Origin of the sequence: Roseomonas rosulenta (assembly GCF_016106005.1) — a bacterium.
GTDB classification, from domain to species: domain Bacteria; phylum Pseudomonadota; class Alphaproteobacteria; order Acetobacterales; family Acetobacteraceae; genus Neoroseomonas; species Neoroseomonas rosulenta.
Window position 1 is genome coordinate 1 of sequence record NZ_JACADR010000035.1, and the last position, 18978, is coordinate 18978.

Below are 18978 nucleotides of genomic sequence, written 5' to 3' on the forward strand. Positions count from 1 at the left end.
GCGGTCACGGCGCGCCCGTCGCGTCGGGGCGCGCGGCGCCGCCCGCGGCGATGCCTCCCACGCCGCCCGCGGCGATCGCCTCCGCATCGCCAGCGCCGACGCCAGGTCCCGCGTCACCGTCGGTGGCGATGCGCACCACCAGCGCCACCGCCAGCGTCGTCGCGGCGAAGGCCACCACGATGCCGGTGAGGATGATCGCCTGCGGAACCGGGTCGGCCGCGAAGCCGGCGCCCGCACCGCGCCGCGCGACCGCGCCGAACACCAGGAAGATGCCGCCGCCCAGAAGGTTGAAGGCGAGGATGCGCAGCAACGCCTCGGTCCGCACGAGTAGGCCGAACAGCCCGATCCCTGCCAGCAGCGCGCCGAGCAGCCCAAACAGCGTCGCGGTCATGCGCGCCGCACCGGCGGGCCGATCACAAGCAGCGCGAGCGCCACCGCGATCGACGCCGTCAGCGCGATCTCCACCACCATGATGATCGGCAACGCGAGGCCGGGCGGATAGGCCAGGAAGGCGCCTTCCGTCAGCCAGCCGAGCAGGCCGATGGCGATGAACAGCGCCGGCCCCGCCGCGACAACGACCCGCAGCCAGCGCGCCGAGACCGGCGGGAGCGCGACGCGCCCGGCCATCCAGGCCAGCATCCACATCGCCGCCAGGATCGCCGCCGCCTGGAACTTGCCGCCCGGCGCGTCCTTGCCAATCCAGAGCACATGCACCGCGACCAGGATACCGAGCGGCGGCAGCAGCCGTGCCAGCAGCGCCAGCGGCCCGCCGGGCAGCAGTGGCTGCACGAGGCCGGGCGGACCTGGCCAGCTCTCCTTGGGGGCGAGCGACCAGGCGGCGATCACCGCCAGCACCAGCACGGCGGATTCCAGCAGCGTGTCCAGCCCGCGGAAGGACATCAGCACCGCCGCGACGGGATTGCCGAGGCCGGTCGCCTGCATGTTCGCGGCGACCTGCGGGGCGAGGCTCGGCGCCGGGTCGGGCAGCGCCAGGATGGCGGCGGCAAGCGCGGCGGTGACGCCGGCGCAGCCGATCCCGATCGCCACGGTCATGGCGCGCCCGGGCGGGCGTTCCGCCGCGACCGGATGCCGCGCCACGCGCGACGCGGCGCCGAGCAGCAGCGCGCCCGAAAGGCCCGCGCCGATCGCCGCCTCGGTCAACGCGACATCCATCGCGCCGAGCCGCACCCAGGCGAAGGACAGCAGCAGCCCGTAGGCGATGAACAGCGCCACCGCCGTAAAGCTGCCGCGCGCGGCGACGGTGGCGAGCGCCACCGCCAGGATCGCGGCGGCGATCAGCGCATCGGCGATCATCGCCGCCGCGCCAGCCGCGCGAGCAGCGGCCCGGCCGCGGCACTGGAGACAAGCACCAGCACCCACACCGCGATGAGCCGCGCCGGGCCGCCCACCGCCTCCGCACGCGGCAGCAGGCCGATCACGATCAGGCCGAGGCCGAGATGGTCGGCCTTGGTCAGCGCGTGCAGGCGGCTCGACGCGTCCGGGAAGCGCAGCAGCCCGGCTGTCCCGGCGGCGAAGAACACCAGCCCGAGCAGGATCGCTAGGAGCGCGAGCGCATCGACCAGCAGGCTCATGGCGCGTCGTCCCCGCCCGGTGCGGCGCGCGCCATGGCGATGGTGGCGAAGGCCGCGAGCAGCGCGAGCACCAGCGCCGCATCGACGAAGGCCGGCGTGGCAGTGGCGACCCCGGCCAGCAGCAGTGCGGCGATCCCCCCCGTGCCGAGCAGTTGCGCCGCCATGATGCGGTCCACCACGCCGGGGCCGCGCAGCACGCGCGGCAAACCCACCACCACGCTGGCCAGCACAAGTCCGGCGGCGACCAGCAGCAGGTCAGGCATCGGCGCCGATCGCGCGGGCGAAGCGCGCTTCCTCGGCCGTCATGGCGTCGGCGATGGCGGGGTCGGTGGTGAGCGCGTGGATGATGACGCTGCCATCCGCGGCCTCGCCCGCCGGCAGCGTGCCGGGCAGAAGGCTGGCGTAGGCGAGGAAGGCATCGCGCGCCGGGCCGGGCGGGAGGCGCGGCGTCCAGGTGATCTCGCCCGGTGTCGGTGCGCGGCGCGGGTCCAGCGCCAGCCGCGCGACATCCATGCCCGCGCGCAGCGCCTGCCACGGAAAGCGCAGGACCAGCAGGGCAAGCGCCGGCGCGCTGGGGCGCAGCGCGCCGGGCGGCGACAGCACCAGGCTGCAGCAGGCCGCTGCCGCAGCGCTCAGCGCGCCGAGCGCGAGGTCCGCGCCGCCCGTGATCCCCGACCAGGCCAGCAGCAGCAGCGCGAAGCGGATCGCGCCCGCCGCCATGTCAGGGCGCCGGTTCCGGCTTCGGCGGCCGCCCGCCGAAGACCGTGACATAAAGTGTGGGCAGGAAGACCAGCGTCAGAAGTGTGGCCACCATCAGCCCGCCCATGATGGCGAAAGCCATCGGGCCCCAGAACACCGTGGGCGCGATCGGGATCAGCCCCAGCACGGTCGAGACCGCCGTGAGCAGCATGGGCCGCAGGCGCGACGATGCCGCCGCGATCACCGCGCTCCGGACATCGAGCCCGGCCTCCCGGTCGCTCTCGATCTGCATGATCAGGATGATGGCGTTCTTCGCGATCATACCGAGCAGCGAAAGGATGCCGAGGATGGCGACGAAGCCGAGCGGGCGGTTGAAGGCCAGCAGCGCCAGCACCACGCCGATGATGCCGAGCGGCAGCAGCGCCAGCACGAGGCCGAAGCGGCGGAAGGACCCCAGCTGGAACATCAGCAGCGTGAACATCAGCAGCAGCATCACCGGCACGACGGCGATCACGCTGGCCTGACTGTCAGCGCTCTCCTCCGCGATGCCGCCGAGGTCCACGCGGTAGGGTGCTTCGAGCCTTGCGTTGAGCGCGGCGATCTGCGGCGCCAGTTGCGCGGTGACGCTGTCGGGCAGCACGCCCGGGTCCACATCGGCGCGCACGGTCAGCGTCGGCACGCGGTCGCGGCGCCAAATCAGCGGGAACTCCTGCCCGTAGTCGAAGGTCGCGAACTGCGTGATCGGCACCGTCCGCCCGCCGGGCAGCGGCACCTGGATGGCGCGCAGCGCATCGAGCGACAGGCGCTGCTCGGCCGTGGCGCGCGCGATGACCGGGATCAGGTAGATGTCATCGCGCAGCTGCGTCACCGTGCTGCCGGTGACCGCCGCGTTGATCGCCGCCGCCACCTGCGCTGAGGACAGGCCCAGCAGCCGCGCCTGGTCCTGGTCCACCCGCACGCGCATCTGCCTCGCGGGCTCCATCCAGTCGAAATGGACATGCCGTGACCCGCGCGCCTCGGCCATGATCTTCGCGACGTCCTGCGCGATCTCGCGCACGCGCTCAATGTCCGGGCCGTTGACACGGTACTGCAGCGGCCAGCCGACCGGCGGGCCGAGCTCGAGCGGATAGACGCGCGAGACGGCAGAGGGGAAGTCCTCTGCCAGCAGTGCTTCTAGCCTACGGTGCAGCCGTTCGCGCCCGGGCAGGTCCTTCGCCACCACCACGGCCTGCGAGAAGAACGGGAGTGCGAGCTGCACGTTCAGCGGCAGGTAGAAGCGGATGGCGCCGCGCCCGACATAGGTGGACCAGCGCGCCACGTCCGGGTCGGCGGCGAGCGCGGCATCGAGGCGCTGGGCAACCTGCTCGCTGCCGAAGATCGAGGCGTTCTGCGGCAGCGTCACCTCGACCAGCAGCTCGGTGCGGTCGGACGACGGGAAGAACTGCCGCGGCACGAAGGGCATGGCGAGGACGGCGACGACGAACATCGCAATGGTGAAGCCGATGGTCACCCATTTCCATCGCATCGCGAGGCCGAGGAAGGCGGTGTAGCCGCGCAGCACGGCGCCCTGCTTCTCAGGTTCCGCCGAGACCTTCGGCGCCTTCAGGATGGCCAAGCCAAGCAGCGGGGCGAAGATGACGGCGACGAACCAGGAGACGATCAGCGCGATGCCCACCACCGCGAAGATCGAGAAGGTGTATTCGCCCGCAGAGGATCTCGCGAAGCCGATCGGCACGAAGCCCGCGATGGTCACCAGCGTGCCGATCAGCATCGACGACGCCAGGGTGGAATAGGCGAAGGTCGCCGCCTTCGCCTTGGTGTCGCCCGCCGCCAGGCGCCGGATCATGGCGTCGATCGTGGTCATGGCGTCGTCGACCAGCAGCGTCAGCGCGATGATCAGCGCACCCAGCGAGATGCGCTGCAGGTCGATCCCCGCCAGCAGCATCAGCGGGAAGACGATGGCGAGCGTGAGCGGGATCGACATCGCCACGATCGCGCCCGCACGCATGCCGAGCGCGATGAAGGACACCACCATGATGATCAGGATCGCCTGCCACAGGCTCTCCATGAAGTCGCCGATCGCCTCGTCCACCGTCTGGGCCTGGTCGGCGACCAGGATGGGCTCGATGCCGACCGGCAGCTCGGCGCGGATGCGCGCCATCTCGGTGGAGATGTTGCGGCCCAGCGCCAGGATGTCGCCCGATTCACGCATCGCGACCGCGAGGCCGATGGCCGGCTGCCCGTTCACCCGGAACATCGGTTGCGGCGGGTCGGCGGTGCTGCGGCGCACCTGCGCGAGGTCTCCCAGGCGGAAGATCCGGTCGCCGATCACGAAGTTGACGCCGAGGATGTCGGCCTCGGTCTCGAAGGCGCCGGAGACGCGCACCACCAGGCGTTCCTGCCCGGTCTCGATCACGCCGGCGGGGCGCACCACGTTCTGCGCCTGCAGGGCCGCGACAAGCGCGCCGTAGTTGAGGCCGAGGCCGGCCAGGCGCTCGGTCGAGAACTCGATGAAGATGCGTTCGTCCTGCGCGCCCAGGATCTCGACTTTCGAGACATCGGGCACGCGCAGCAGGCGGGAGCGCGCCGCCTCGACATGGTCGCGCAGTTCGCGCTGGCTGAAGCCATCCGCGGTGAAGCCGTAGATGATGCCGAAGGTGTCGCCGAAATCATCGTTGAAGAAGGGGCCAAGCACGCCGGCGGGCAGGGTGTGGCGCATGTCGGCCACGCGCCGTCGCACCTGGTACCACATGTCGGGCACCACGGCGGGCGGCGTCGATCCCTTGAGATCCACGAAGATCGTGGTCTGCCCGGCGACCGTGTAGGAGCGCACCCGGTCGAGGTTCGGCGTCTCCTGCAGCGTGCGCTCGAGCCGTTCCGTCACCTGCAGGATCGTCTCCTCGATGGTGGCGCCCGGCCAGACGGCGGAGACGATCATGGTGCGGAAGGTGAAGGCCGGGTCCTCGTTGCGCCCCAGCTTCACGAAAGCAAAGGCGCCCGCCAGGAGGGCGACGATCATGAAGTAGATGACGAGCGAGCGCCGGTTGATCGACCACTCCGAGAGGTTGGGGCCGATCATCGCGCGGCACCCCGCAGGCGCAGCATCATCGCGCCGCCCCCAGCAGGCGCACCTTCTGCCCCGGGCGCAGCGCCTGCACGCCGGCGGTCACGATCACCTCGCCTGGCTCGAGCCCCTGGCCCACCACCACATGGCCGGCGTCGTGGCGCACCAGTTCCACGGTGCGCAGCGCCACCGTCTGGGTCTGCGGGTCGACCACCCAGACGGCCGGCTGCCGCTCGGTGCGCGCCAGCGCCGAGGCCGGGATGGCGAAGCCAGCGCTGGCGCCGAGCGTCATCCGCCCGGTCACGGTAGAGCCGAGGCGCATCGCCGCCGGCGGGTTCGCGAGGCCGACGCGCACCTGGAAGGTGCCGGTCACCGCATCGGCGCGCGGGGCTACCTCCCGCACGCGGCCGGTGGCGCGCACGGCGGGGTCGGTGGTCAGCACGACCTCGATCACCGGATTCGCCGGCGCCTGGTCCTTCAGCGTGGGCGGCACGTCGAACACGGCGTCGCGGCCCTCGTCGCGCGCCACCTGCACGATCATGCGGCCGGGCTGCACCACCTCGCCGGGCTCGGCACCCCGCTGGGTGACGCGGCCATCCACGTCGCTGACAAGTTCCGTGTAGGACAGGCGCGTCTCGGCGATGCCGACCTGCGCCTGCGCAGCATCCACCGCGGCCTGCGCGGTCTGGCGCGCCTGCGCGGCCTGGTCGTAGCGCACGCGGGTGGTCCAGCCGTCGCGCAGCAATTCGGACTGCCGCCAGTAGTTGTTCGCGGCCTCGGTGAGCTGGCCGCGCGCGGCGGTGAGCGCGGCGCGGGCGGCGCGCAGGTTGTTCTCCTCGTTGTCGCGATTGAGCCGCGCCACCACCTGGCCGGCGCGCACCACGTCGCCGACATTGACCAGGCGTTCCACCATGCGGCCGTCGATGCGGAAGGCGAGGTTCACCTCGGTTTCCGCCTGCACGGTGCCGGTCAGCGAGACCACCTCGCCGCCGGTGCTGCGCTCCACCGTCGCCACGCGCACGGGGCGGATCTCGGGTGGGGCGGGCGGCGGGCCGCTGTCGCAGGCGGCCAGCAGGCCCAACACGAGCACGACAGGCATCGTGGCGCGCGGCGGGGTGCGGGGCTGCGTCATGGCATTCGGGCTCGCTCGGTCGTGCGTGTTCGGTCGATGATGGCACATGCCGCGCGGCGCAGGGGGCCGCAAGTGCGCAGGCGTGAAACCGGCGGCCACGGGGATGGGCCGCGCATCCCGCCGATGCCCCCTGCGTCCCAGGCTCAGCGCAGGGGCGGCAGCGTCTCGGTCACGCGCCCCAGCAGGTAGGGGAAGAAGGGGTTGGAGGTGACGCGCGCGAAGGTGTCGAGGCCGATCACCAACACGCCGCGCTCGCCGCGCAGCGCCAGGGCACCGAGGCGCAGGCCGAAATCGTCGGCGGGATCGGGCTCGGCGCCGTAGAGCCCGTCCTGCGGCGGGAAGGGCAGCGCGACATGCGACAGCGAGAAGACATCGCGCGGCCAGGCAAGGCCAAGCGGTGTCTCGGCGGGTTCCGTTGCTCCCTCGGCGACGCGGCGCGCCGCCACCGCGCCGCCGCCATCGGTGCCGATGACGGTCAGCGCATAGGGGCGCGGCGCGGGGGCGACGATCCGGTCGAGCGCGGCATCGGCGCCCGCCACGAACAGCGGCCCGAAGCGGATGTCGCGGTTGAGGTCGAACAGCACCACCTCGTGCCCGCCCGCCGGCAGCCGAGCGTAGAGCGCCGAGAGCACGGCGGGCGTCGAAACAGTGGCGTCCACCACCGACTGGAAGGTCAGCACCGGCGGCAGCGCGGCGAGCCGCCCAGCCGCCGCCAGCCTGTCGATCTGCGCCTGAAGTGCTGCGGTCAGCCGGTGCGTCTGGCGCGCCGCATTGACGGGGAAGGAATTGTACTTGAACGGGTTGAACTCCGGCTGGATGTCGAGCCAGGCGGTCTTGGCGAAGCGCGGCAGCAGCGCCGGGAGCCCGGCGATGCCGGCGAAGCGTGCGAAGGCGGTCACGCCGACCATGGGGGAGAGCAGCACGACCCGCTCCGCCTGCGCCAGGCGCGAATCCTCGATGGCATCCAGCGCGTGCTTGAGCGCCAGCGCGCCGCCATTGGAATAGCCGACCAGGTGGAGCGGCCCGGCGGGGACGCGCGCGCGCGCGGTGCGCATCGCAAGGCGCGTCGCCGCCATCCAGTCTTCCCACACCGCATCCGTCAGGCCGGCCGGCACGCTGCCATGGCCGGGCATGCGGATGGCGAGCGCGAGGAAGCCGCGTGCGCGATAGGCCTCGGCCATGTGGCGCATGCTGAAGGGCGCGTCGGTCAGCCCGTGCAGGAACACCGCGACACCCGCCGGCGGGCCGGCGGGATCCAGGATGAAGGAGCGGTTCCAGTCTCGCGCGAATCGGGCCGGATGCATCGGGCTGCCGGCGAAGTAGCGGTTGACCGGGACCTGCTCCGCGGGGTCGAGCGCCTCGGTCACCTCGCGGCGCACCGTGTCCATCACCGCCTGCTCGGCCGCCATCCAGGCGCGCCAGTCGGCGCTCTCCATCACCTGGCGGTGCATCTCCTGCGGCACCACGGTGTGCCAGGGTCCGAGCGCGGGCCCGCGCTGCATGTCGTAGATGCGCAGCACCAGCACGAGCGCAACCAGGCCCAGCAGCAGCCCCGCGCCCCGCAGCAGCCAGCGTCGTGTGAAGGCGACCATGATGCCCCCGCCGCGTGACGCGGCGTCCCTGTTCCTGGCCCGATGTGTCGCATGGAAGGGGCGGCGCATCGAAGCCCTTGCGCGCATGCGCGCCGGCAACCAGGGTTGCCGCCGGACTGTGGAGCGGCCTGGACATCGATGACCGTCGACAGCGGAACGCGCATCCTGCTCGGCCTGTGCGCCAGCGTGCTGGTGGCGGCGGCGCTGCAGGCGGGGCAGTCCATCTTCGCGCCGATCGTCTTCGCGCTGTTCGTCATTGCGCTGGTCTGGCCGGTGCAGCGCGCGGTGCAGGCGCGCATTCCGGCGGGGCTTGCGCTGATCGGCACCATCCTGGTCGCCTGCGCGGTGGTGGCGGTGATGGTGCTGTCCATCGCCTGGGCCTTCGGACGCGTGGCGCAGTGGGTGATCGCCAATGCCGGGCAGTTCCAGGCGCTCTATGCCGCGAAGGTCGCCTGGCTCGAGGCGCGCGGGGTGGAAGGCGCGGGGGTGCTTGCCGAACAGTTCGATTCGCGCTGGCTGGTGCGCGTCGCGCAGGGCGTGTTGGCGCAGCTGCAGGGCGTGATCAGCTTCGTGGTGGTGACGGCGGTCTTCGTGATCCTGGGGCTGCTGGAGGTCAGGCAGGTCGGATCGCAGCTCGAGCGCATGGGCAAGCCGGCGGCGCAGCGCGTGCTGGCGGGGCTGGCGGCGAGTGCGTCCAAGCTGCGGGTCTACATGATGGTGCGCAGCCTGGCCTCCATCCTGACCGGGCTGCTGGTCTGGGCCTTCGCGCGCTACATGGGGCTCGACCTCGCCGCCGAATGGGGCGTGATCGCCTTCGTGCTGAACTACATCCCCTTCATCGGGCCGCTGGTGGCGACGGTGTTTCCCACCCTGGTCGGGCTGCTGCAGTTCGGGTCGTGGCAGGCGGTGGTCACCATCTTCGCCGTGCTGCAGGTGATCCAGTTCCTGATCGGGTCCTACCTGGAGCCGCGGCTGACCGGGAACTACCTGGCGGTGTCGCCCTTCATGGTACTGGTCGCGGTGTTCCTGGGCGCCTTCCTCTGGGGCATCCCGGGGGCCTTCATCGGCGTGCCGGTACTGATCGCCGCACTCACCCTGTGCGAGCAGTTCGAGGGCGGGCGCTGGGTGTCGGACCTGCTGTCGGGCCGGGCGGCGCCGGCCGAATAGCGGCCGGCGCGCCACCTCAGGGCCAGGCCACCTCGGGCGGCAGGGACATCAGGATCGCCTCCACGTTGCCGCCGGTGCGCAGGCCAAACAGCGTGCCGCGGTCGTGGATCAGGTTGAACTCCACGTAGCGGCCACGGCGGACCAGCTGCGCCTGGCGTTCCTCGCCGGTCCAGGGTTCGTGCATGCGCCGGCGCACGATCGGCGGATAGGCCTCGAGGAAGGCCATGCCGACATCCCTGGTGAAGGCGAAGTCGGCCTCGATTCCGTGGCCGGGCGTGCGGTCGCCCAGCCAGTCGTAGAAGATGCCGCCCAGGCCGCGGGGTTCGTTGCGGTGCGGCAGGAAGAAGTATTCGTCGCACCACTTCTTGAAGCGCGGGTAATAGGTCGGATCCGCCTTGTCGCAGGCGGCCTTGTAGGCGGCGTGGAAGCCGCGCGCGTCCTCGGCCGCCTCGGCGCTGTCAGGGAACATGGGCGTGAGGTCGCCGCCGCCGCCGAACCAGGCGTTGGTGGTGACGATGAAGCGCGTGTTCATGTGCACCGCCGGCACGCGCGGGTTGCGCAGATGCGCCACCAGCGAGATGCCGGTCGCGAGGAATCGCGGATCGCCCTCGGCACCCGGGATCTGCCTGCGGAATTCCGGGCTGAACTCGCCGAAGACGGTGGAGACGTTCACACCCACCTTCTCGAAGACGCGCCCGCGCATCACGGACATGACGCCGCCGCCGCCATCGGGGCGGTCCCAGGCGGTGCGCTCGAAGCGGCCGGGCGGCAGGTCGCGGTGCGGGCCGGCCGCGAGCTCGTCCTCGATCATTTCGAAGGTCGCGCAGATGCGGTCGCGGAGCGTCTCGAACCAGGCCCGCGCCGGCGCCGTCATGGGGTGGTCGGACGGGGCCTGCGACTGCCGGGCCGAACTTGTCTCATCGTTCATGTAACACTCCCAGAATCCGCGCCTGGGGTGCCATGGACACCCCGCGCAACGCCCCCTTATAAGGGCCGCCGCTCAGGAGGGGCAGCGTGCGGGTCCGTGCGCGCCCGATCCGTCCGGCGGGGGCCTCAGGCGGCACCCAGACATTTTCGATGCGGCCGGCGACGCCCCTTCACCGCGGGGCAACCCGGCGGAAGGGATGGTGTGGAATGGCAGAAACTGCTGGCGCCACCGCGTCCGACGGGACGCCGCGGCGCGATTTTCTTACTCTGGTGACGACGGCCTTCGTGGGCGTGGGCGTGGGCGCCGTCGCCTGGCCGTTCATCGCGTCCATGCAGCCGGCGCGCGACGTACTCGCGCTGGCCAGCACCGATGTCGACCTCGCGCCGGTGGCCGAAGGTCAGGCAATCACGGTGATGTGGCGTGGCAAGCCGATCTTCGTGCGCAACCGCACCGCGAAGGAGATCGAGGAAGCGCGCGCCGTGCCGATGTCCCAGTTGAAGGATCCGCAGGCCGACCAGACGCGCGTCCAGAAGGACAACTGGCTGGTGATGATCGGCATCTGCACGCATCTGGGTTGCGTGCCGCTCGGTCAGAAGGCGACGGACACCAAGGGCCCCTACGACGGCTGGTTCTGCCCCTGCCACGGCAGCGCCTATGACACTTCGGGCCGCATCCGCCAGGGGCCGGCGCCGCGAAACCTTGAAATTCCGCCCTATGCGTTCACGTCCGACACCAAGATCAGGATCGGCTGAGGGACACGAAGATGGCGATTGGCCTTCACAACAGCGACTTCAAGAATCCCGTCATCCGCTGGGTCGACCAGCGGATGCCCATCTTCACCATGATGCAGAAGGAGTACGGGACCTTCCCGACTCCTCGGAATTTCAATTATTTCTGGAATTTCGGCGCGCTCGCCATGGTCAACCTCATGATCATGATCGCGACCGGCATCTTCCTCGCGATGCACTACACGCCGCACACCAGCTACGCCTTCGATTCCGTCGAGCGCATCATGCGCGACGTGAATTTCGGCTGGCTGATCCGCTACGTGCACATGAACGGCGCCTCGATGTTCTTCATCGTGGTGTTCATCCACATCTGGCGCGGCATGTACTACGGCTCCTACAAGGCGCCGCGTGAGCTGCTGTGGATGCTGGGCGTGGTCATCTTCCTGCTGATGATGGCGACCGCCTTCATGGGCTACGTGCTGCCCTGGGGCCAGATGTCGTTCTGGGGTGCGACGGTCATCACCAACCTGTTCAGCGCCTTCCCCGTGGTCGGTGAGTGGATCGTGCAGCTGCTGTGGGGTGGCTTCAGCGTGGACAACCCCACGCTCAACCGCTTCTTCTCCCTGCACTACCTGCTGCCCTTCGTGATCGTGGGCGTGGTGTTCCTGCACGTGGTCGCACTCCACATCACGGGGTCGAACAACCCGCTCGGCGTCGAGCCCAAAGGTCCGCAGGACACCCTGCCCTTCCACCCGTACTACACGGCGAAGGACAGCTTCGGGCTGGTGATCTACTTCATCGTCTTCGCCGGCCTGGTGTTCTTCGCGCCGAACTACCTCGGCCACCCGGACAACTACATCCCGGCGAACCCGCTGGTGACGCCCGCGCACATCGTGCCGGAATGGTACTTCCTGCCGTTCTACGCCATCCTGCGCGCGGTGCCCGACAAGCTCGGCGGCGTGCTGATGATGTTCGGCTCGATCGCCATCCTGTTCGTGCTGCCGTGGCTCGACAGCAGCCCGGTGCGCTCGATGCGCTTCCGTCCGATTGCGCGCATCGCATTCCTGCTGTGGACGATCTGCTTCTTCGTCCTGATGTATTGCGGTGGCATGCCGGCCGAGGAGCCCTACGTCACCATCAGCCGCTTCGCCACGGCCTACTACTTCGCCTATTTCCTGGTGATCCTGCCGCTGCTCGGTCGGCTCGAGCGCCCGCTTCCGCTCCCCGAGAGCATCGCCCGCGCCGTGCTCGGCGGCGGCGGCCCGATGCCGGCCGGCGCGGTGGCGAAGCCGATGGACAAGGCGTGACTGTGATGAGGACGACCATGCTCCGCACTGCCCTCGGCGCCTTCGCCGTGATCGGCGCCCTGGCCACCGCGACCCCCGCCCGCGCGGCGGGGGAAGCGATTTCCATCCCGAACCATCCCTTCTCCTTCGACGGGATCTTCGGCACCTATGACCGCGCCAGCGCGCAGCGCGGCTTCCAGGTCTACAAGGAAGTCTGCTCCAACTGCCACGCGATGCACCTTCTGTCGTATCGCAACCTGCGCGAGCTCGGCCTGACCGAACAGCAGGTCGCCGCGATCGCATCCCAGGTGCAGGTCCAGGACGGCCCGAACGACGAAGGCCAGATGTTCGAGCGCGACGGCCGCCCGTCCGACCGTTTCCGCAGCCCCTTCCCGAATCCGCAGGCGGCGCGCGCGGCGAACAACGGCGCCTATCCGCCCGACCTGTCGGTCATCGCCAAGGCGCGCAACGGCGGCGCGGACTACCTCTATGCGCTGCTGACCGGCTACGCCGACCCGCCGCCCGGCGTGACCTTGATGGACGGGATGAACTACAACCGGTACTTCCCCGGCCACCAGATCGCCATGGCCGCGCCGCTCAACCCCGACCAGGTGGAATTCGCCGACGGCACGCCCGGCACGGTCGAGAACATGGCCCGCGACGTGGTGACCTTCCTGCAATGGGCGGCGGAGCCCGAGCTCGAGCAGCGCCGCGCCATGGGCTTCAAGATCATCCTGTTCCTGACCATCCTCGGCGGCCTGGCCTATGCGGTGAAGCGCCGGGTCTGGGCCGACGTTCACTGACAGCCGCGCGAGTTCGCGCAACGCGAACGGCCCGGGGCGTCGCCTCGGGCCGTTTTTCGTTGCTCGGGTCTGCAACGCGATCCGCTTCGTTGGGTCGCGCTGGAGGCTTCATGCGAGCGGCTGATTCACCGCTTCGGCGATTCCGCCTTCGTGGATCAGGCGCTACGCCCCCGCCAGCGTCAGCCCCTCGATGCGAACCGTCGGGCTGTCGGTGCCGCGGCGGAAGACCAGGTCGTTCGCCGGCGTCATGTTGAGGAAGATGTCACGCAAGTTGCCGGCGATGGTCACTTCGCTCACCGCTTCCGCCAGCGCGCCGTTGCGGATCATGAAGCCGGCGGCGCCGCGGCTGTAGTCGCCCGTGACTCCGTTCACGCCCATGCCGATCAGGTCGGTGACATAGAGGCCCTCGGCGATATCGGCCATCAGCGCGGCAGGTGTCAGCGTCCCCGGCTCGAGCCACAGGTTGGTCGCCGCCGGGCCGGGCGGGCCGCCGGTGCCGCGGCTGGCATGCCCGGTCGAGGCGAGGCCGAGCTGCCGCGCGCTGCGCCAATCCAGCAGCCAGGTGGTCAGCACGCCATCGTCGATGACGGCCCGCGGCGCACCCGGCATCCCTTCCCCATCGAAGGGGCGCGAGCGCAACCCGCGCGGGCGCAGCGGATCGTCGCGCACGGTCAGCCCCGCGGCCAGCACGCGCTCGCCCATCCTGTCCTTCAGGAAGGAGGTTCCGCGCGCCACCGCCGCGCCGTTGATCGCCCCGCTCAGGTGTCCAAGCAGGCTGCCCGCCACCCGCGGGTCGAAGACCACCGGGATGCGCGCGGTCCTGGGCCGGGTCGGGTTCAGCCTCCGCACCGCCTGTTCCCCCGCGCGCCGCCCGATCGCCACCGGGTCGTCGAGGTCCGCCAGGTGCACGGTGGAGGACCAGTCGTAGTCGCGCTCCATCGCCGTGCCGCTGCCCGCCAGCGCGGTCGCCGAGATGGAATGCGAGGTGCGGACATAGGCCCCGGCGAAGCCGTTGGAGGCCGCGAGCGCGACCTCGGTGCGGCCCCAGCCGGCATCCGCTCCCTCGCTGTTGGTCACACCCCGCACGGCAAGTGCGGCTTCCTCGGCCGCGGTGGCGCGGTCGAGCAGGGCCTCGGCCGAGGGCTCGGCGGCATCCGCGAGGTCGAGATCGCGCGGCGGGATCGCGACGCGGTCGGGCAGGCCCGCGAAGGGATCCTCCGGCACCACGCGCGCCATCGCCACGGCGCGCTCGGCCAGGGCGGCGAAGTGCTTCGGGTCCGGATCGGTCGAGGAGACGATCGCCTGGCGCTGGCCGATGAAGACGCGCAGGCCGATGTCGAAGCCCTCCGAGCGTTCGAGCTGCTCGATCTGCCGCATGCGCCGCTTCACCGAGAGCGAGGCGGAGGCGACGAGCAACGCATCGGCGGCGTCGGCGCCGGCGCGGCGCGCGGCATCGATCAGGTCCGACAAGGTGGCGAGGCGGTCCATGGCGGGGTCTCCGGTCAGCGCGCGGTCGCGATGCGCGGGGCGATGGCGGCGGCGCAGAGTTCGATCGCCTCCTCCTCCGACACGCCGCGCAGGATCGGCATATGCGCCTGCAGGTCGAACCAGGTCAGGCGCGAGATGCGTTCGAGGCTGTTGAAGATGGGCTTGCGCATCGGGCCGGCGGCGCGCCAGGCCAGCGTCTGCGCATTATCCGTCCCGACGATGGTCCGGTAGTCGAGGCTGGGGAAGAAATCGTGGATCAGGAAGGCGATCTTGAAGACATCGCCGTGCCACTGCCCGCCCCTGCCGCCAGCCTCGCGGCGGAAGCGCAGCGCGTCGCGCTGCACGGGGATGCTCGAATACACATCGGTCGGCATCACGTCGTCGATCAGGATCGCGGAGTGCCAGCCGGTCCAGGCGAGCGTGTTCGTCAGGTCGCGCACCACCTGTTCGAACACGTGCAGCCCGTCGATGAAGACGATGTCGAAGGGCTTCGTCCCGGCGGCCTCGGCGAAGAAGCGGTCGCTGGTCATGGCGTGCAGCGTGGTGGTCGCATCGGCGACCGCCTCGGTGTCGAACAGGAAGCGCGGATCGACTCCCACGCGCTCGGCGATCTCGACCGTGCGGAAGGTGTGGCCGCGCTGGACGCCGATCTCGAGATAGCGGCGCGCGCCGATGCGGGCCGCAAGCGCATTCACCCGGCGCGTGGTGTGCGTGGGCCGCGGCGGCTGCGTGGGATCGACCGGCGCGTCGGTGTCCCCGCTCACGCCGCCAGCTTCTCCATGATCGCGTCCACCCCCGGCACGTGCTCGGCCGGGCCCATCGCGGCCAGGGTCGGGCGCGCGCGGAACATCGCCGCGGCGGCCTGCTGCACCTGCTCCACCGTCACCGCGGCGATCTTCGCCTTGGTCTCCTCGACCGGGATGACGCGGCCGAAGACCTGCAGCTGGCGGGCCAGCTGCTCGCAGCGGCTGCCCGTCGATTCGAGGGACATCAGCAGCGAGGCGCGCAGCTGCGCCTTGGCGCGGGCCAGCTCCTCCTCGGTCACGTCGTGCTGGACGGCGCGCAGCGCCTCGATCGTGACGGGCATGAGCTCGCCCGCCTCCTTCTCGCCCGTGCCGGCGTAGATCTGAAACAGCCCGTGGTCGCGGAAGGGCGAGGCGAAGGAATAGATGGAATAGACCAGGCCGCGCTTCTCGCGGATCTCCTGGAACAGGCGCGAGGACATGCCCCCGCCCAGCAGCGTCGAGAGAAGCTGCGTCGGGTAGTGCAGCGGGTCGCCATGCTTCACCGAGGGGAAGCCCAGCACGATGTGCACCTGGTCGAGCTCGCGCGTCTCGCGGAATTCGCCCCCGGCATAGCGCGCGGCCTCGGGTGTGGCGGCGCTGGTGGCGGGCAGGTCGGCGAAATGGCTGCGCACCAGGTCGAGCAGCGCGTCGTGCTCGAGCGCGCCGGCGGCGGCCACCACCATCGCCTCGGGGCCGTAGTGGCTGCGCATGTAGCCGGTCAGGGCGTCGCGGCTCATGGCCTTGATGGTGGCCTCGGTGCCGAGCACCGGGCGGCCCATCGCCTGCGACGGATAGGCGGTCTCCTGGAAATGGTCGAAGACGATGTCGTCCGGCGTGTCGTTGGCCTGGCCGATCTCCTGCAGGATCACGCCGCGCTCGCGCTCGAGCTCCTCAGGGATGAAGGTGGAATGCGTCAGGATGTCGCCGATCACGTCCACCGCCAGCGCGGTGTCCTCCCTCAGGACCTTGGCGTAGAAGGCGGTCTGCTCGCGCGCGGTATAGGCATTGAGGTGGCCGCCGACATTCTCGACCTCGCGCGCGATGGCGGCGGCGTCGCGCCGTGCGGTGCCCTTGAAGGCCATGTGCTCGAGGAAGTGGGAGACGCCGTTCACCTCCGGCGCCTCGTGCCGCGTGCCCACGCCGATGTAGGCGCCGACCGAGACGGTCTCGACGCGCGGCATGGTCTCGGAGACGACGGTCAGGCCGTTGGGCAGGCGGGTGACTCGGACGGCATCGCCGTTTGGGTGATTCATCGACGCTCCGGAGTTTCTCGAAGGGGGGACATGCGTCGGTTGACGACATACCCTGAGTGATTTGGCAAGGTGTTCATAGCTTACGCGCAACGAAGAGCGATTCGAGGATAGCGAGATCGTCCATGTCGCGGCCTTGAAACCGGCGGGCAAGTTTCAGGTCCTGCAGATCGACGAGGCAGCGCGCATCCGGTGTGCCGACTTCGCCGGCGATCGTGAAGCCAGCCTCGGCCAGCATGCGCCGATAGTCACTGTGACGCAGCCTGTTCTGGAACGATTGCTCGTTCACCTGCGCGACGCGCCAGCGCCAGCCATTGTCCTCGTAGCGCAGGAAATCCACGCGGCTTAGGCTGCGGTCCCGGTGCTGCCAGTGATCTGAATTGTCGATGACGTGGCACATGGCCCCGTTTGGCCGCAGGATCCGATGGAACTGGCCCAGGAAGTGCCTGATGGTCTCCGCGGGGACATGCTCTAGCACCGCGCGCGAGATCACGATGTCGACCGACTTCGTCGGGTGCGTCTCCGCGTCCCAGGGAACGAGGTAGCTCGGAGTGAAGGGCGTTCGAAGGCGCAGCCACAACTCGTCGGCGGTCTGGCGGAGCACCGTCGCGACGTCGTGGATCCGCCCGGCGATCACCTCCTTGGCCCGCTCGGTCGTATGTTCGTCCATCAACCGCGCAACGTCAGTGAGGATTACGCGCCGTGCCCCCGCGAGCGCAAAAACGAGGGGGATGATTGGCACCCAGCCCGAGCCGAACTCGAGGACGTCGGAACCTTCGATGGCGACACCCGCAGCGCGCAATGCTTCGATCTGTTCCAGCCCTTGGGTAAGACAGTAGTCGGAATTAGCAGGATCGTCGCGATAGGGGCGAAGCCGCCTCTTTAGCCTCCGCAGCGCCCCCTGGAAGGGCAGCACCCCACGTAACGCCGAATTTGCCACTGCGTGGAGCTTCATTCGCCGTACCCGACTGGTTAGCCAAGCAACCGTGACCGGCGATAGTCTAGCGCCAAACCCTCCGTCCGCGCAGTCTCCCTTCTCATCCAAGAGCCCCGTCATTCAGCCGCATTGCGCCGCGCATGGGCGCGCACGGCGGCCTCGATGGCGCCGAGGTCGCCCGGCAGCACGTCGAAGCGTTCCTCGCGCTGGTACAGGTCGGCCAGGCGCGCGGGCAGCGGCGGGCGGATGCCGGTCGCGCGTTCCACCGCATCGGGGAATTTCGCCGGATGGGCGGTGGCGGCGACCACCACCGGGATGGCTGCGTCCTCCGGTGCCAGGGCGCGCGCCGCGGCGGTGCCGACCGCGGTGTGCGGGTCCGCCAGGTATTGCCCGGCGGTCCAGAGATGGCGGATCTCGGCCAGCGTGCCGGCATCGTCCAGCGTGAAGCCGCGGAACAGGCCAGCCGCCTCGCGCCAGGCGGCGTCGGGCACCGGCATGCGGCCCTCTGCGCGGAAGCGCGTCATGGCATCGGCGGTGGCGGCACCGTCGCGCCCCAGCATCTCGAACAGCAGGCGCTCGAAATTGCTGCTCACCTGAATGTCCATGGAGGGCGAGAGCGAGGGTTCCACCGGCCGCGCCGACATGTCGTTGGCGGCCAGGAAGCGCGCGAGAATGTCGTTGCGGTTCGAGCCCACGATGAGCCGCGCGATCGGCAGCCCCATGCGCCGCGCCGCCCAGGCCGCGAGCACGTTGCCGAAATTGCCGGTCGGCACGGAGAAGGCCACCTCGCGGTCCGGCGCGCCCAGCGCCAGCGCCGCCGCGGCGTAGTACGGGATCTGCGCGGCGATGCGCGCCCAGTTGATGGAATTCACGGCCGAGAGCCGCATCTCCGCGCGGAAGGGCGCGTCGTTGAACATCGCCTTGACCAGGTCCTGGCAGGCGTCGAAATCGCCCTTCACCGCGATGTTCTTCACGTTGGGCGCAAGCACCGAGGTCATCTGCCGGCGCTGCACCTCGCTGGTGCGGCCCTCGGGGTGCAGGATCACGATGTCGACCGCGGTGCGGTCGCGGCAGGCCTCGATCGCCGCGCTGCCGGTGTCGCCGCTGGTGGCGCCGACGATGGTCACGCGCTCGCCGCGCTTCTCCAGCACGTGGTCGAATATGCGTCCCAGCAGCTGCAGCGCCATGTCCTTGAAGGCCAGCGTGGGCCCATGGAACAGCTCGAGCGCGAAGCAGCGATGGTCGAGCTGCACCAGCGGCACCACGGCGGGGTGGCCGAAGCCGGCATAGGCTTCGTCGCACATCGCGCGCAGCGGCATGGCGTCGGCGCCGAACAGCGACAGGATGCGCGCTGCCAGCGCGGGATAGGGCAGGCCGCGCATGGCGCGCCATTCGGCGGCCGACAGCACCGGCCAGGTCTCCGGCACGAAGAGCCCGCCATCCTCGGCGAGCCCCGCCAGCAGCACGGCCTCGAAATCGCGCGGGGTGGCCTGCCCGCGGGTGGAGATGTAGCGCATGCGCTTGTCT

The 18978-nt window shown here is 70.4% G+C and carries 18 protein-coding genes; 4 read left to right on the plus strand and 14 right to left on the minus strand.

All coding sequences use genetic code 11. The annotated features are described in order from the left end of the window. Nucleotides 1-4 precede the first annotated feature (4 nt). From HW578_RS07095 to HW578_RS07130, 8 genes are all read right to left on the minus strand, one after another. The gene (locus HW578_RS07095) at nucleotides 5-391 is read right to left on the minus strand and encodes an NADH-quinone oxidoreductase subunit K (protein ID WP_198369849.1); all 387 of its coding nucleotides are present in this window, start codon (nucleotides 389-391) and stop codon (nucleotides 5-7) included. Next, nucleotides 388-1314, minus strand: coding sequence for a hydrogenase subunit MbhD domain-containing protein (locus tag HW578_RS07100; RefSeq protein WP_198369850.1), 927 nt, complete (start codon nucleotides 1312-1314; stop codon nucleotides 388-390). Before HW578_RS07100 ends, HW578_RS07095 begins: the two co-directional genes overlap by 4 nt. After that, entirely contained in the window at nucleotides 1311-1592 is a 282-nt protein-coding gene (locus HW578_RS07105; RefSeq protein ID WP_198369851.1) for a cation:proton antiporter, read from the minus strand. The genes HW578_RS07100 and HW578_RS07105 overlap by 4 nt, the downstream gene beginning before the upstream one ends. After that, the gene (locus HW578_RS07110; RefSeq protein ID WP_198369852.1) at nucleotides 1589-1855 is read right to left on the minus strand and encodes a monovalent cation/H+ antiporter complex subunit F; all 267 of its coding nucleotides are present in this window, start codon (nucleotides 1853-1855) and stop codon (nucleotides 1589-1591) included. Before HW578_RS07110 ends, HW578_RS07105 begins: the two co-directional genes overlap by 4 nt. Next, nucleotides 1848-2312, minus strand: coding sequence for a Na+/H+ antiporter subunit E (locus tag HW578_RS07115; RefSeq protein ID WP_198369853.1), 465 nt, complete (start codon nucleotides 2310-2312; stop codon nucleotides 1848-1850). The genes HW578_RS07110 and HW578_RS07115 overlap by 8 nt, the downstream gene beginning before the upstream one ends. Before the next feature lies 1 nt (nucleotide 2313). Continuing rightward, nucleotides 2314-5370, minus strand: a complete 3057-nt coding sequence (locus tag HW578_RS07120; RefSeq protein WP_198369854.1) for an efflux RND transporter permease subunit — start codon at nucleotides 5368-5370, stop codon at nucleotides 2314-2316. 25 nt (nucleotides 5371-5395) lie between these two features. Beyond that, nucleotides 5396-6487, minus strand: a complete 1092-nt coding sequence (locus tag HW578_RS07125; protein WP_198369855.1) for an efflux RND transporter periplasmic adaptor subunit — start codon at nucleotides 6485-6487, stop codon at nucleotides 5396-5398. 143 nt (nucleotides 6488-6630) lie between these two features. Next, nucleotides 6631-8079, minus strand: coding sequence for an alpha/beta hydrolase (locus HW578_RS07130; RefSeq protein WP_198369856.1), 1449 nt, complete (start codon nucleotides 8077-8079; stop codon nucleotides 6631-6633). Nucleotides 8080-8217: 138 nt separating this feature from the next. On the opposite strand from HW578_RS07130, the gene HW578_RS07135 reads away from it, so the two are divergent. Continuing rightward, nucleotides 8218-9246: an AI-2E family transporter gene (locus HW578_RS07135; protein WP_198369857.1), complete on the plus strand. Its 1029-nt coding sequence runs from the start codon at nucleotides 8218-8220 to the stop codon at nucleotides 9244-9246. Nucleotides 9247-9262: 16 nt separating this feature from the next. On the opposite strand, the gene hemF is transcribed toward HW578_RS07135, so the two are convergent. After that, the gene (gene hemF, locus HW578_RS07140) at nucleotides 9263-10120 is read right to left on the minus strand and encodes an oxygen-dependent coproporphyrinogen oxidase (protein ID WP_232478750.1); all 858 of its coding nucleotides are present in this window, start codon (nucleotides 10118-10120) and stop codon (nucleotides 9263-9265) included. A gap of 260 nt (nucleotides 10121-10380) precedes the next feature. Here hemF and petA point away from each other — a divergent pair, with 260 nt between their 5' ends. Genes petA through HW578_RS07155 form a run of 3 tightly spaced genes read left to right on the plus strand, consistent with a single transcriptional unit; the run spans nucleotide 10381 to nucleotide 12991 of the window. Further along, nucleotides 10381-10926: a ubiquinol-cytochrome c reductase iron-sulfur subunit gene (petA, locus tag HW578_RS07145; protein ID WP_198369876.1), complete on the plus strand. Its 546-nt coding sequence runs from the start codon at nucleotides 10381-10383 to the stop codon at nucleotides 10924-10926. A gap of 11 nt (nucleotides 10927-10937) precedes the next feature. Further along, the gene (locus tag HW578_RS07150; RefSeq protein WP_198369859.1) at nucleotides 10938-12209 is read left to right on the plus strand and encodes a cytochrome b; all 1272 of its coding nucleotides are present in this window, start codon (nucleotides 10938-10940) and stop codon (nucleotides 12207-12209) included. 17 nt (nucleotides 12210-12226) lie between these two features. Beyond that, the gene (locus HW578_RS07155) at nucleotides 12227-12991 is read left to right on the plus strand and encodes a cytochrome c1 (protein ID WP_232478748.1); all 765 of its coding nucleotides are present in this window, start codon (nucleotides 12227-12229) and stop codon (nucleotides 12989-12991) included. A 162-nt stretch (nucleotides 12992-13153) separates the two neighbouring features. On the opposite strand, the gene HW578_RS07160 is transcribed toward HW578_RS07155, so the two are convergent. The 5 genes from HW578_RS07160 to thrC form a co-directional block, all read right to left on the minus strand. Then, nucleotides 13154-14479: a TldD/PmbA family protein gene (locus tag HW578_RS07160; protein ID WP_198369861.1), complete on the minus strand. Its 1326-nt coding sequence runs from the start codon at nucleotides 14477-14479 to the stop codon at nucleotides 13154-13156. Between the two features lie 14 nt (nucleotides 14480-14493). Further along, nucleotides 14494-15243 (minus strand): class I SAM-dependent methyltransferase, encoded by a 750-nt coding sequence (locus HW578_RS07165; RefSeq protein WP_198369862.1) that lies wholly within the window; start codon nucleotides 15241-15243, stop codon nucleotides 14494-14496. Next, nucleotides 15240-16517, minus strand: coding sequence for a M16 family metallopeptidase (locus tag HW578_RS07170; RefSeq protein ID WP_198369863.1), 1278 nt, complete (start codon nucleotides 16515-16517; stop codon nucleotides 15240-15242). The genes HW578_RS07165 and HW578_RS07170 overlap by 4 nt, the downstream gene beginning before the upstream one ends. A 73-nt stretch (nucleotides 16518-16590) precedes the next feature. Then, entirely contained in the window at nucleotides 16591-17469 is an 879-nt protein-coding gene (locus HW578_RS07175) for a class I SAM-dependent methyltransferase (protein WP_198369864.1), read from the minus strand. Nucleotides 17470-17567: 98 nt separating this feature from the next. Beyond that, nucleotides 17568-18968, minus strand: a complete 1401-nt coding sequence (gene thrC, locus HW578_RS07180) for a threonine synthase (protein ID WP_198369865.1) — start codon at nucleotides 18966-18968, stop codon at nucleotides 17568-17570. Nucleotides 18969-18978 lie beyond the last annotated feature (10 nt).